We start from the raw sequence: 13,203 nt of genomic DNA, 5'->3' as shown, positions 1-13,203 counted from the left end.
CTGGTCCGAGCATAAGCGGGCGACCGGGTCGCCCGCTCATGCTCAGTCAGTCGTTTACCGGGGTGAGCCAGCCCCATTTGTCCTCGGTCTGGCCGTTGAACAGGCCGAAGAAGGCATTTTGCAGCTGCTCGGTCACCGGGCCACGGCTCCCGGCGCCGACCTGCATCCGATCCACCGAGCGCACCGGGGTCACCTCGGCGGCGGTGCCGGTCATGAAGATCTCGTCTGCCACATAGAGTGCCTCCCGGGGCAGCGCCTGCTCGCGCACCTCGTAACCCAGCTCTCGTGCGAGCGTCATTATGGTGTCGCGGGTGATGCCGGGCAGGATGGCGGCGGTGGCGGGCGGCGTGAACAGCACGCCATTTTTCACCAGGAAGAGGTTCTCCCCCGCCCCCTCGCTCAGATAACCATTCACGTCCAGCGCCAGCCCTTCGGCGAAGCCGTTGCGCTTTGCCTCCCGGCTGATGAGCTGGGACGACAGATAGTTGCCGCCGGCCTTGGCGCCGGTGGGGATGGTGTTGGGTGCGAGCCGGCTCCAGGAGGTGACGCACACATCCACCCCGTTTTTGAGCCCCTCCTCGCCGAGATAGGCACCCCATGGCAGGGCCGCGACCATGAGATCCGCCTTGGCATCCAGCGGCGGATGCAGCCCCAGCCCCACATTGCCAATAAAGGCCAGCGGACGCAGGTAGCCGCTCTTGAGGCCGTTCTCGCGCACCACGGCACGGCAGGCTTCGTTCACCTCGACCTCGCTGTAGGGCACATTCATCCAGTAGATCCTGGCGGAGTCGAACAAACGGCGGCTGTGCTCCTGCAGGCGGAAGATGCAGGTGCCCTTGGGGGTATCGTAGGCACGCACCCCCTCAAACACCGAGGAGCCGTAGTGCAAGGCATGACTCATGACGTGGACCTGGGCATCTTGCCAGGGCACCATCTTGCCGTTGAACCAGATGAATTGAGGGTGGTTGGCCTGTGACATGCTTGCTGCTCCTTATGGGTTTATTCTGGGCTGCGCTTCCAGTGCATCGACCCGAGAGACGTCCACCAGCTTGACCAGCTGGCTCCACAGCTGTGCGATAGGACGCGTCGACTCGACAGTAACCGTGATCCGCAGCTGTTGGCAATCTTGCTCCGCGCTCGCCTCCATGTTGAGGGCCTTGAGATGGAAGCCGCGGTGGCGCACCACCCGCAACACGCGTTCCATCACTTCGGGCCTGGATGTCGCGTGGATCTCCAGGGTGTTGATCTGGCTCAGGGGAGCCGTATTGAGGCCAAGGGGGGACGAGTTCATGGGCGTTGTTCCATCATCTTGTGGTTGGCGACTCCCGGCGGAACCAGGGGCCAGACATTCTCTTCCTCTGAGATAGCGACATGCAGCAGATAGGCGCTCTCGCTGCCGAGCAGGCGATCCAGGGCACCGGCGATCTCATCCTTGCGGGTGATGGTTTCACCGGGGATGCCAAAGGCGGCCGCCAGGGCGATGAAATCCGGGTTGTCGGAGAGGATGGTCTCGCTGTAGCGGCCGTCGAAGAACAGCTCCTGCCACTGGCGCACCATGCCGAGCCGCTGGTTGTCGATCAGCACCATCTTCACCTTGAGCTGGGCCCGGCGTATGGTGCCCAGCTCCTGCACGTTCATCATGAAGGAGCCGTCACCACTCACCAGCACCACCTCGTCCTCCGGGCGGGACATCTTGGCCCCGATGGCGGCGGGCAGACCGAAGCCCATGGTGCCGAGCCCGGCGCTGGAGAGGTGATTGCGCGGGCTGGTGAAGCGCATGTGCTGGGCCACCCACATCTGGTGCTGACCCACGTCGCAGGCGACCACGCTGCTATCTGGCAGCAGCGTCGAGAGCTGCTTGAGCAGGGCTGGCGCATAGATGGGCTGCCCCGGGTGGTCGTAGCGAAACGCATATTCGCGGGCCATGCTCGCACAGTGTTCGCGCCAGGGTGTGATATCGAGAGTCATGGCCAGGGCGGGCAGCACCAGTCTCAGATCGGTGCTGATGCCCACCTCGGCGGCGCGACGCTTGCCGAACTCGGCGGCGTCCACGTCCAGATGGACCACCCTGGCATGGGGGGCGAACTCGTCAAGCTTGCCGGTCACCCGATCATCGAAACGGGCACCGACCACCAGTAACAGATCGCACTGCTGCACCGCGAAGTTGGCCGCCTTGGTGCCGTGCATACCGAGCATGCCGAGATAGACGGGGCTGTCGGGGTCGAGCGCCCCAATTCCCTTGAGGGTGGTGACCGCTGGCATGCCAGTGACTGCTGCGAACGCGCGCAGCTGATCTTCCGCATTGGCCATGCCCACGCCACCGCCGACGTAGAGCACCGGACGCTCGGCCGCCGCGAGCAGCGCCCGGGCGGCTTCCAGGGCCTGCGGGCAGAGCGGCTCAGGTTCGTCCACGGCAAGCTGGGGATGTTGTGGGGGCATGGCGGCCAGTTGTACATCCTTGGGAAAATCGATGAGTACCGGGCCGGGGCGACCTTCCGTTGCGATGGCAAAAGCCTCGGCGATGACTTGGCCCAGCTCGGCAACGTCCGTGACCATGAAGGAGTGCTTGGTGCAGGAGAGGGACATGCCGAGCACATCCACTTCCTGAAACGCATCGGTACCGACGGCGGCGCAGGCTACCTGGCCACTGATCGCCACCAGGGGCACTGAGTCGAGCAGCGCCTCTGCCAGGCCGGTCACCAGATTGGTGGCGCCGGGACCCGAGGTGGCGATGCAGACCCCGACCTGACCGGAGGCGCGGGCATAGCCCACCGCGGCCATGGCGGCACCCTGCTCATGGCGGCAGAGCTGATGGGCCAGACCACCGTCATAGAGCGCATCGTAGACCGGCATGATGGCACCGCCCGGGTAACCGAACACCTGGGTGACTCCCTGCTGCTTGAGTGCCTGTACCAAATAGTGCGCGCCGTTCATGGAGAAAATCCTATTCCTTGGTCGAAAAAAAACCCCCGGGCCGTGAGGCTCGGGGGTCGCTTGTTTCGTTCTGTCCGGTAGTGGGTCTATCCCTTGTTCCGTGCAGCTAAACGAGCCCCGAGCGGTGTGATAATAATCACCACTAGGACCACAATAATGCTGACGAAACGGGAAGCCATGTTCATAGTTACTACCACAAAATCCGATGAAATCTGGGCGGCTGTTACCGCGAATGGCTATTAGAACTAGCATGATGAAATTTATCAGGCAAGCATTTATTACATTACAAGCCACTAAGTTTAACTATATCAGTCGAATCCGGCTGGTATAAAACACTGACAAATTGCAGTTAGTCAGAACATAACTCAACTCAAGGATGGGGTTTATGTCATTAGCTGTGGTTTATAGTCGTGCCAGCCTGGGGATCCAGGCACCGCAAGTGACGGTGGAAGTTCACCTCTCCAATGGCCTGCCCGCCTTCAATATCGTGGGCCTGCCCGAGACCTCGGTGAAGGAGTCGCGGGACAGGGTGCGCAGCGCCCTGCTCAACGGCAACTTCGAGTTCCCAGCCAAGCGCATCACCGTCAATCTGGCCCCGGCAGACTTGCCCAAGGAAGGGGGTCGCTTCGACCTGGCCATCGCTCTCGGCATTCTCGCCGCATCCAAGCAGATACCGGCAACATACCTGCTCGATCATGAGTTTTTGGGGGAGTTGGCCCTGACCGGCGAGATCCGGCCCGTGCTCGGCGTACTGCCCGCCGTGCTCGCCTGCCGCGATGCCGGTCGTACCCTGCTGGTGCCCACCGCCAATGGGGTCGAGGCCGCCCTCATCCAGAATGCCAAGGTGCGCTGTGCCCACCAGCTGCTGGCGGTGACCGCCTGGCTCGCCGGCCAATATGAGTTGCCGCTGCCACTCTCTCAACCCGACAGCCAGAGGCCCGATGTGGCGGATCTGCAGGATGTGATAGGTCAATCCCAGGCCAAACGCGCGCTGGAGATAGCCGCGGCTGGCTGCCACAATCTGCTGTTCATCGGCCCGCCTGGCACCGGCAAGAGCATGCTGGCCAGTCGTCTGCCCGGCATACTGCCGCCGCTCAGCGAAGAGGAGGCCCAGCAGACCGCCGCTATTCACTCCATCGGCGGTCTGACCCCGAGACAGGGTCACTGGCACCAGAGACCCTATCGCACCCCCCATCACAGCGCCTCGGCGGTGGCCCTGGTCGGTGGTGGCAGCCACCCCAGGCCAGGTGAGATCTCCCTGGCCCACAATGGTGTGCTCTTCCTGGATGAACTGCCCGAGTTCGAGCGCAAAGTGCTCGATGCCCTGCGCGAGCCGCTGGAGACGGGCCATATCACCATCAGCCGGGCCGCCCGCCAGGTGGATTTTCCCGCCCGCTTCCAGCTGATTGGCGCCATGAACCCCAGCCCCTGCGGCCACTTCGGCGACGGTCTGAGCCGCGCCAGTCCGGATCAGATACTGCGCTATCTCGGCAGACTCTCCGGTCCCTTCCTCGACCGCTTCGATCTCACCGTGGAGGTGCCGCTCTTGCCCAAGGGCAGCCTGACCGGCAAGGCCCAGCGCGGCGAACCCAGTGCCCAGATCCGCGACAGGGTACTGGGGGCGCGCGATCGGATGCTGGCTCGCAGCGGCAAGCTGAATAACCTGCTCGATAGCCGGGAAATCGAAGACGTTTGCCGGTTATCACCACAAGATGCCGATTTTTTGGAGACAGCCATCCAGCGACTCGGCCTCAGCATCCGCGCCTGGCACCGGATACTGCGGGTGTCCCGCACCCTGGCCGATCTCGCTGGCAAGACCCAGATCGAGAAGGCACATCTGGTCGAGGCGCTGGGGTATCGCGCCATGGACAGGCTGCTGAGCAGACTGCGCGGCGGCTAGACAGGGGCGCTGCCTCCGCAGATTAAGCCTCAAACAGAAACCACTCACCCCTTGGTCTCGCCCATGAACGGCTGATATTATGGCGACACATCTGACCACTTAATCGAATTTTCGCCAGCAAACGGAACCAAGCCCATGAAAAACAAGCTGATAGAGAGCCTGCGTGGCAGCCTCTCTACCCTGCTCTATTTCCTCAATACCTTGTTCTGGGTGATGCCCATACTGGGATTGGCCCTGCTCAAACTGCTGATCCCTCTCGCCCCCTGGCGTACCCGCTGCAGTGCCCTGCTTGATGGCTGCGCCAGTCACTGGATTGGTTTCAATAATCTGATCCAGCAAACCCTCACCAAGACCCAATTCGAGGTGGTCGGACTGGACAAATCTCGCCTTAACCAGTGGTATATGGTGATTGCCAACCACCAATCCTGGGTCGACATACTGGTACTGCAGCGGGTTTTTAATCAAAAAATCCCCTTTCTGAAGTTTTTCCTGAAGAAAGAGCTGATTTGGGTACCTTTTCTCGGACTGGCATGGTGGGCGCTCGACTTTCCCTTCATGCGGCGATATTCGAAGAAGTTGCTGGAAAAAAAGCCATATTTGAAGGGAAAGGATATAGAAACAACCCGACAAGCCTGTGCCAAGTTCCAGCATATCCCGGTAAGCGTGATGAACTTCGTTGAGGGAACCCGCTTCACGGCTCACAAGCATGACAAGCAGAGGGCTCCCTATCGTCACCTGCTCCATCCCAGAGCGGGCGGTATCGCCTTCACCCTGGCGGCCATGGACGGCAAACTGCATCAGCTGGTCGATGTGACCATTGGTTACCCGGGCGGGATCCCGAGCTTCTGGGATTTTATGTGCGGCCGGGTTGGCACTATTCGAGTCAGGGTGCGCTTCCTGCCCATAGAGCAACATCTGGTGGGGGATTATTTCAACGATCCCGCCTTTCAACATGATTTCCAGCAGTGGCTGAACGGGATCTGGCACGACAAGGATCAGACCCTGAACCAACTGCTGAGCGATGAGATACGCCCTTGTTAAGTCTGCTACCCGGCCCCCTGGTGCTGCTGCTAAGCGTCAGTCTGACCATCATATTCACCGCCCTGTGCGCCAGCCTGATCCTGCTGGTGTCGCTGCTCAAGCTGCTGCCGATCCCGGCCCTCGATCGCGCTTGCAGCCACATCAACAACGGCATCATGCGCCTGTGGCTGAGCGGCAATGCCTTCGTCATCCGCCTCACCACCCGCATCGAGTGGCAGATAGAAGAGAACAGCCAACTGCGCAGGGATGGCTGGTACCTCATCGTCAGCAACCACCAGAGCTGGACCGACATCGTGGTGCTGGGTCACCTGTTTCGCGACAGATTGCCGGTGCCCAAGTTCTTCATGAAGCACGAGCTCATCTATATTCCGCTGCTTGGGCTCGCCTGCTGGGGGCTGGACATGCCCTTTATGCGCCGTTATTCCCGGGAGTTTTTGCTGCGCAATCCACACCTGCGCGGCCAGGATATCGAGACAACCCGCAACGCCTGCGAGAAGTTTCGCCATCTCCCCACCACCGTCATCAACTTTGTCGAGGGCACCAGGGTCACGGCGCAGAAGCAGGCCCAGAGCCGCTCGCCTTATCGCCATCTGATGCCGCCCAAGGCCGCAGGCCTGGCCTTCACCCTGGCGGCCATGGGGGAGCAGTTCGACAGCCTGATCGATGTCACCATCCGCTACCCGGACAACAGCAAAACGCCGTTCAAGGACTTTCTGATGGGGCGGATGAAGCGCATTCAGGTGCGCATCGAGGAGCTGCCGGTGGATGAGGCGCTGATGGGCGACTACTTCAACGACAAGCAGTTCAAGCGCGGTTTTCAGGCATGGCTGAACCAGCGCTGGCAGGAGAAGGACGAGGTATTGGAAGGGTGGCAGCGAGCTCAGGAACCCGCTACGGTGGCCGCCAGGGAGAGTGCCAGAGCCAGCTCGGGCAACTGATCCTCGCTGAACACCTGAATGCCGTGGCGGCGCAGCAAGGCCGTGGTCTTGCCCTCTCCTGCCATGGAAACGCCTTCGAAATGGCCATTATAGATACGGCCGCTGCCACAGGAGGGGCTCCCCTCCTTGAGCAGGGCGAAGCGGATCCTCTCCCGCAGGCAGAGCGCCAAGGCCAGTTCGGCCCCATGGTCAAACTCGCGGGTGACATCCAGCCCCGTCACCGTGATCACCCGCTCTCCCTGGCGCTCGGCAGGTGGACGCGGGGTCGGCAAACCACCGGCTACCTCGGGACAAAATGCCAGCGTCCGCCCCTCGGCCCCCAGGGTGGTGAGCCAGTCGCTGAGGATCCCCTTGCTCTGACCGTCGTAACGCACGGGCTGCCCCAGCAAGCAGGCACTGACCAGCAGCTTCTCCATCATGATCATCCTTGTCAGTTATTTCAGACCTCGGCGCCGTGCATCACTTGATCAAAGAGGATGCAGGGCGAGGCATCGAGCCGGTAGAGGCTGGCGGGCCTCTGCTTGCCGGTGCGTTTGCGGCCGGTGTCGGCCAGGATGTTGGCACGATGGATCCGCTTGCGAAATGCCGCCGTGTTCATGGGGGTCCGCAAGATGATCTCATAGGCCCGTTGCAGCTCGGAGAGAGTGAATTCACGGCCGAGCAGTTGCACCGGCAAGGTGCTGTAGCGGCTCTTGATCATGAGCCGCTCCAGGCCTTTGCCAATGAGGCGATCGTGATCAAATGCCAGGGTCAATCGGTCCAGATCGGCGAGCGGGTGCCATTGGCCCCGGCTCGCTTGCAGCTCGGGGCCGACCAGACAGAGGTAAACCAGGGTGGTGGACCAGCCGCGGGGATCCCGTGCCAGATCGCCCAGGGTGCAGACCTGTTCGCTATAGCAGACCCCGAGGCCCCACTCGGCCAGCAGCCGCTGCAAGGCATCCTCCAGATCCCGGTCCCGGCGCTCGTCGATCCGCCGGGCGGGCAGTTGCCAACAGTGGGCAAAGGGCGGGCGTTGACGCGGCTCAAGCAGCAACTCCAGCCGCTCTTCGTTCAAACGCAGCACCACCATGTCCAGACTCATGCTCGGCATCTTGCTCGTCTCGCTCGCCTTCCATTAATGTTTGGTAGATAATATCACATAGATAATATGTGCAGGAGCCGTTCATGGGAATCATCGCCAGCCTGGATATAGACCCGCAAAAGGGGTTCACGCCCCTCTGCCCCGACGAGCTCCCCGTGCCCGGCGGAGACGAAATAGTCGCCGCCCTCAATGGCCAGGCCGCCCTGGCCAGCCTGCGCATCGGCAGCAAGGATGCCCATCCCCGAGCGCCACTCTGGGTCACGGGCCAGCCCCTGACGCCGCTGCCCCACGCCAATGTGGATCTCAGCTGGCCGAGCCATTGCGTGCCGGGCACGCAGGGCTTCGAGCTGCTCGACGGCCTGCCCGCCCCCATCGACTATGACTTCTTCGTCTGGAAGGGCATAGAACCCGACCTGCACCCCTATGGCGCCTGCTACCATGACCTGGCCGGACGGCGCAGCACCGGCCTCATCGAATTTCTGCGCAGTCGCAACGTCAACACAGTGCTGGCCGGCGGCCTCGCCACCGACTACTGCGTCAAGACCAGCGTGTTGCAGCTGCGCCGCGCCGGTTTTCGCGTCATAGTGCATCTGGATGCCTGCCGTGGCATCGCCCCCGAGACCATTGCCAGCGCCCATGTCCAGATGACTGAGGCCGGGGCCGAGCTGGCCCGGAGCCTGACCGATATACAACGCCTGCTGGATGCCTGATATGTCCGTTAGACATACCCACCAGCCTGCCGGGAACCTGATGCATATGCCCCCTATCCTCACCAGCCTGCTCGACACCGATGCCTACAAGCTGCACATGCAGCAGGCGGTCTATCACCGCTATCCCGACGCCGAGGTGGTGGCCGAGTTCCACAGCCGCAATGAGGAAGATCTGCTGCCCATGATGGGTCAGATCGAGGAGCAACTGCGCCTCGCCGGTTCCCTGCGGCTGAGCAAGGCACAGAGCCTGTTCCTGGCCGAGCGTCCCTTCTTCAGTGCCGACTACCTGGATCACCTGCGCCGCAAGCCCCTCGACGCCTCCCTGCTCAAGGTGTTCGAGCAAGATGGCCGCATCAATGTGCGGGTCGAGGGCCCCTGGCAGGATGTGATCCTGTGGGAGATCCCGGTGCTCGCCACCATCAGCGAGATGCGCAACCGCTTCCGCTATCCCCAATTCGGGGTGAGCCAGGCCCTGGTGCGACTGGATCAGAAGATCGACAAGCTTGAAGGCACCTTGAGTCCGGAGGAGATGCAGGATTTCAACCTCATCGACTTTGGCACCCGTCGCCGCTTCTCCCAGGCGGTGCAGGATGCCGTGGTTGGCCGCCTCAAGGAGCGCCTGCCCTGTTTTCGCGGCACCAGCAACTATCAACTGGCCCAGAAATATGACCTGCCTGCGGTCGGCACCCAGGCCCACGAGTGGTTCCAGGCCCACCAGCAGCTCGGCTTCCCCCTGGCCCAGAGCCAGCGTGCCGCCCTCACCAGCTGGCTGGACGAGTTCAGCAGTCACCTCGGCATCGCCCTGACCGACTGCATCACCATGGATGCCTTCCTGCACGACTTCGATTTCGAGCTGGCCAGCCGTTATCAGGGGCTGCGCCATGACTCCGGCGACCCCGTGGTGTGGGGCGAGAAGGCCATCAGCCACTACCAGCGGCTCGGCATCAATCCGGCCAGCAAGACCCTGGTCTTCTCCGACGGCCTCAACCTCGACAAGGCGGTGGCGCTGTTTCGGCACTTCCGCGGCCGCATCAACACCAGCTTCGGCATCGGCACCCAGCTCACCTGCGATCTGCCGGGGGTGAGCCCGATGAACATCGTCTTCAAGCTGATGGAGTGCAACGGCGGCCCGGTCGCCAAGATCTCCGACAGTCCGGGCAAGACCCTCTGCCGGGATGCGGACTTCGTGCGCCATCTCAAGCAAGCCTTCCATCTGCCCCGCTGAGCCATCCCATCGCTCAGGCGCAACGGCCAGTGCATGCAGAGCAACAAAGGCGGGATAAATGGGGGCCGAACTGGCATCCGCGCCCCAGGATGCATACCATATGCCCATTCCAAGGTCCGACGTCCATCGGGCCTTCTCTTTGTCCATCACCTTGCCGCCCAATCGTTAGCTACCAAAGGAAAGTCACATGCTGAAGAAATGGATACTTCCCCTCACCGCCCTCTTCGCCAGCCTGGGGGCCAGCGCCGTCGAGCCGCTGCGGGTCTCCGCCATCCCCGACGAGGCGCCGACCGAGCTGCAACGCAAGTTCGCCCCTCTGGGTGACTATCTGGCCGAGCAGACCGGCCGCGAGGTGGTGTTCGTCCCGGTCAATGACTACGCCGCCGTGGTGGAGGCCCTGGCTGCGGGCAAGATAGACATGGCCTGGCTGGGCGGTTTCACCTATGTGCAGGCCCATCGCCGTGCAAACGGCGTCATCCCGCTGGTACAACGGGCGGAAGATGCCCAGTTCACCTCCAAGTTCATTGCCAACGCCGACAGCGGTATCGAGACCCTCGCCGATCTGAAAGGCAAGGACTTCGCATTCGGCTCTCCCTCATCCACCTCGGGCCACCTGATGCCGCGCCACTTCCTGGCCGAAGAGGGGATCAATCCTGAAAAAGATTTCGCCCACGTCGCCTTCTCCGGCGCCCATGACGCCACCGTCGCCTGGGTCGCCTCCGGCAAGGTGCCAGCGGGTGCCCTCAACGCCTCGGTCTGGGACAAGTTGCTGGAAGAGGGCAAGGTAGACACCAAGAAGGTGAAGGTTATCTGGACCACGCCGACCTACTTTGACTACAACTGGACGGTGCGCGGCGGCATGGATCCCGCCTTGCAAGCCAAGATCAAGCAGGCCTTCCTCAAGCTGGATCCCAAGGTGCCTGCCCAGGCCGAGATCCTGAAACTGCAACGGGCCAGCCGCTTCATCGAAACCAAACCCGAGAACTACCAGGGTATCGAAGCCGCCGCCGTCCAGGCGGACCTGCTGAAGTGATTGCCGTTGACCTGCGTCAGGCCAGCCTGCGACTCGGTGATCTGCCCGTGCTGGCAGCGATCGACGTGCAGATCCAGGCCGGGGAGCGGGTCGCCATCATAGGGCCGAGCGGCGCGGGCAAGACCAGTCTGCTGCGCCTGCTCGCCACCGAACTCAGAGCAGACCATCCGGGGGCCCTGCTGCTGTGGCAGCAGGATCCCTGGCAGCTCTCGAGCCGGGCGCGGCAACGGCTGCGCAGCCGCATCGGCATGATCTGGCAGGCGCCGCCCCTGCCCCCCTCCCAGTCCGTCATCACCGCCGTGCTGGCGGGTCGGCTCGGTCAGTGGTCACTGGCCAAGGCACTGCTCTCCCTGTTGCGTCCCTGCGATCCCGCTGGCGCCCGCACCGAGCTGGCGCGATTGTCCCTGGCGGACAAGTTGCAGCAACCCTGTGGCGAGCTCTCCGGCGGCCAGCTGCAGCGGGTCGGCATCGCCCGGGTGCTCTATCAAAACCCGGATCTGATGCTGGCGGACGAGCCCGTTTCGGCGCTCGATCCCGTGCTGGCGCAAGCCTGCATCCTTACCCTGCAACAGCAGGCAAGGGAGCGAGGCAGCACGCTCATTACCAGCCTTCATGCGGTGGATCTGGCCCTGAGTCACTTCCCGCGCATCATAGGCCTGCGTCAGGGCCGCATCCTGTTCGACTGCGCCGCCGAGGCAGTCAGCCCCGCCATGCTGGCCGAGCTCTATGACAACGAGTCGCCGGGCAGCCTGGGATCCGACCCGGTGCCATCGTGCTAGCCTCCCGCTCCCGCCTGACCCTGCGTAGCCCCTGGGGCTGGCTCCTGCTGCTGGCGCTCTACGGTCTCTGGCAAGATGCCGCCAGCTGGCGCGCGCTGTTCGAGCCCGCGAGTTGGCAGCAGATGGGCAACTTCGCCGCCCACAGCTGGCCACCGCGTCTGGATGGCGACTTCCTCACCCTGACCCTCAAGGCCACCTTGGAGAGCCTGGCGGTGGCTACTCTGGGACTGTTCGGCGCCCTCCTGCTCGGGGTGCCCTTCGCCCTGCTGGGATCGCGGGCGCTCTCCCTGTCACGGATAGGCGCCCTGCCCGCCCCTCTGCGCAGCGGCCTGCGGGCGCTGTGCCGCTTCATCGCCATCCTGCTGCGCAGCCTGCCCGAACTTATCTGGGCGCTGCTGTTCGTGCGTCTGTCGGGGCTTGGCCCCATGGCGGCCATCCTGGCCATCTCGGTCAGCTACGGTGGCATGCTGGCCAAGGTCTACAACGAGATCATGGAGAGCGGCGCCCTGCAACCGGCCCGGGCCCTGCTGCTCAGTGGCGCAGGACGCTTGCAGGCACTCTGTTACGGCGTGCTGCCCGCGGTGCGTCAGGAGCTGCTCTCCTACACCGTCTATCGCTGGGAGTGTGCCTTGCGCGCCTCCGTCATCATGGGATTCGTGGGGGCCGGTGGTCTGGGTCAGCAGCTCGAACTCTCCCTACGCATGTTCGCCGGCGGTGAAGTGGCCACCCTGCTGCTGGCCTTCGTGGCCCTGGTCGTGCTGGCCGATGGCCTGAGCGCCTGGCTGCGCCACAGCCGCTCCCCCGGCCTGTTGCTCTGCACCCTGCTGCTGCTCGCCTGTCTGGGAGCCGGTGTACTGCTCGACTGGCGTACCCTGAGCCTCTCCTTCGGCGGCATGGGTCGTTTCCTGGCCGAGTTCCTGCAACCGGACTGGTCTCCCGCCTTCCTCACCCTGGTGGCCCACGGCCTGGTCGACACCCTGCAGATGGCGCTGCTCAGCACCCTGCTCAGTGCCCTGCTCGCCATGGGACTGGCCGTGCTGGCACGCCAGTTCTGGCCGCTGCGCCTGCTGTTCAACCTGCTGCGATCCATCCCCGAACTGATTTTTGCCAGCCTGCTGGTGATTGCCGTGGGGCTGGGACCGGTCGCCGGTGTGCTGGCACTGACCCTGCACACCACAGGCGTCTTGGCCCGGCTCTTTGTGGAGACCCTGGAGAATGCGGATCAGGGGCCGCGCCGCGCCCTGCAGCTGGCAGGGGCCGGGCGGCTGGTCAGCTTCTGGTACGGCCTGCAGCCCATGGTGTGGCAACAGTGGCTGGCCTACAGCCTCTATCGCGGCGAGATGAACCTGCGCGCCGCCACCATTCTGGGCGTGGTCGGCGCCGGTGGCCTGGGTCAGCAGCTCTATGTCTCCCTGAGCCTGTTTCGCTACGATCAGGCCGCCACCCTGCTGCTCGCTATCCTCTTGCTGGTCTGGCTGGCCGAGGAGCTCAGCCGCCGCACCCGCTTGCCCAGCATCTCGCGCCAGCAACGGGACTGCCAGGTCTGACCCCCTGAGGCATCC

General features: G+C 63.3%; 13 protein-coding genes. 8 read left to right on the top strand and 5 right to left on the bottom strand.

Features of this window, described 5'->3' with window-relative positions; translation table 11 throughout:
- Positions 1-46: 46 nt before the first annotated feature.
- Genes KYK33_RS00575 through ilvG form a run of 3 tightly spaced genes read right to left on the bottom strand, consistent with a single transcriptional unit; the run spans position 47 to position 2,934 of the window.
- Entirely contained in the window at positions 47-979 is a 933-nt protein-coding gene (locus tag KYK33_RS00575; RefSeq protein WP_224431705.1) for a branched-chain amino acid transaminase, read from the bottom strand.
- Between the two features lie 12 nt (positions 980-991).
- Positions 992-1,291 carry an acetolactate synthase 2 small subunit gene (gene ilvM / locus KYK33_RS00570; RefSeq protein ID WP_396021372.1) on the bottom strand — a complete coding sequence of 100 codons (300 nt, stop codon included), beginning with the start codon at positions 1,289-1,291 and terminating at the stop codon, positions 992-994.
- Positions 1,288-2,934, bottom strand: coding sequence for an acetolactate synthase 2 catalytic subunit (ilvG, locus tag KYK33_RS00565; protein WP_042039860.1), 1,647 nt, complete (start codon positions 2,932-2,934; stop codon positions 1,288-1,290). The genes ilvM and ilvG overlap by 4 nt, the downstream gene beginning before the upstream one ends.
- Before the next feature lie 385 nt (positions 2,935-3,319).
- Here ilvG and KYK33_RS00560 point away from each other — a divergent pair, with 385 nt between their 5' ends.
- The 3 genes from KYK33_RS00560 (at position 3,320) to KYK33_RS00550 (ending at position 6,813) form a co-directional block, all read left to right on the top strand.
- Positions 3,320-4,834 carry a YifB family Mg chelatase-like AAA ATPase gene (locus tag KYK33_RS00560; protein ID WP_224431704.1) on the top strand — a complete coding sequence of 505 codons (1,515 nt, stop codon included), beginning with the start codon at positions 3,320-3,322 and terminating at the stop codon, positions 4,832-4,834.
- A gap of 135 nt (positions 4,835-4,969) precedes the next feature.
- Positions 4,970-5,875, top strand: a complete 906-nt coding sequence (locus KYK33_RS00555) for an acyltransferase (RefSeq protein WP_042039858.1) — start codon at positions 4,970-4,972, stop codon at positions 5,873-5,875.
- Positions 5,869-6,813, top strand: coding sequence for an acyltransferase (locus KYK33_RS00550; protein ID WP_224431703.1), 945 nt, complete (start codon positions 5,869-5,871; stop codon positions 6,811-6,813). Before KYK33_RS00555 ends, KYK33_RS00550 begins: the two co-directional genes overlap by 7 nt.
- On the opposite strand, the gene KYK33_RS00545 is transcribed toward KYK33_RS00550, so the two are convergent.
- Positions 6,756-7,229, bottom strand: coding sequence for a DUF523 domain-containing protein (locus KYK33_RS00545; RefSeq protein ID WP_224432912.1), 474 nt, complete (start codon positions 7,227-7,229; stop codon positions 6,756-6,758). The two genes, KYK33_RS00550 and KYK33_RS00545, sit on opposite strands and share 58 nt — an antisense overlap.
- 23 nt (positions 7,230-7,252) lie before the next feature.
- Positions 7,253-7,903, bottom strand: a complete 651-nt coding sequence (locus KYK33_RS00540) for an NUDIX hydrolase (RefSeq protein WP_042039853.1) — start codon at positions 7,901-7,903, stop codon at positions 7,253-7,255.
- Positions 7,904-7,977: 74 nt separating this feature from the next.
- Here KYK33_RS00540 and KYK33_RS00535 point away from each other — a divergent pair, with 74 nt between their 5' ends.
- From KYK33_RS00535 to phnE, 5 genes are all read left to right on the top strand, one after another.
- Positions 7,978-8,604: a nicotinamidase gene (locus KYK33_RS00535; protein WP_224431702.1), complete on the top strand. Its 627-nt coding sequence runs from the start codon at positions 7,978-7,980 to the stop codon at positions 8,602-8,604.
- Between the two features lie 46 nt (positions 8,605-8,650).
- A complete protein-coding gene (gene pncB / locus KYK33_RS00530) occupies positions 8,651-9,829 on the top strand; it encodes a nicotinate phosphoribosyltransferase (protein WP_224432911.1) in 1,179 nt (392 codons plus the stop codon).
- A gap of 187 nt (positions 9,830-10,016) precedes the next feature.
- Positions 10,017-10,862, top strand: a complete 846-nt coding sequence (locus KYK33_RS00525; RefSeq protein WP_224431701.1) for a putative selenate ABC transporter substrate-binding protein — start codon at positions 10,017-10,019, stop codon at positions 10,860-10,862.
- Positions 10,859-11,641 (top strand): phosphonate ABC transporter ATP-binding protein, encoded by a 783-nt coding sequence (locus tag KYK33_RS00520; protein ID WP_224431700.1) that lies wholly within the window; start codon positions 10,859-10,861, stop codon positions 11,639-11,641. The genes KYK33_RS00525 and KYK33_RS00520 overlap by 4 nt, the downstream gene beginning before the upstream one ends.
- Positions 11,635-13,188 carry a phosphonate ABC transporter, permease protein PhnE gene (gene phnE, locus KYK33_RS00515; protein WP_224431699.1) on the top strand — a complete coding sequence of 518 codons (1,554 nt, stop codon included), beginning with the start codon at positions 11,635-11,637 and terminating at the stop codon, positions 13,186-13,188. Before KYK33_RS00520 ends, phnE begins: the two co-directional genes overlap by 7 nt.
- Positions 13,189-13,203 lie beyond the last annotated feature (15 nt).

This window comes from Aeromonas rivuli (genome assembly GCF_020149575.1).
GTDB classification, from domain to species: domain Bacteria; phylum Pseudomonadota; class Gammaproteobacteria; order Enterobacterales; family Aeromonadaceae; genus Aeromonas; species Aeromonas rivuli.
Note: the sequence above shows the minus strand (reverse complement) of the source record. Positions and strands in the feature narration are given on the sequence as shown.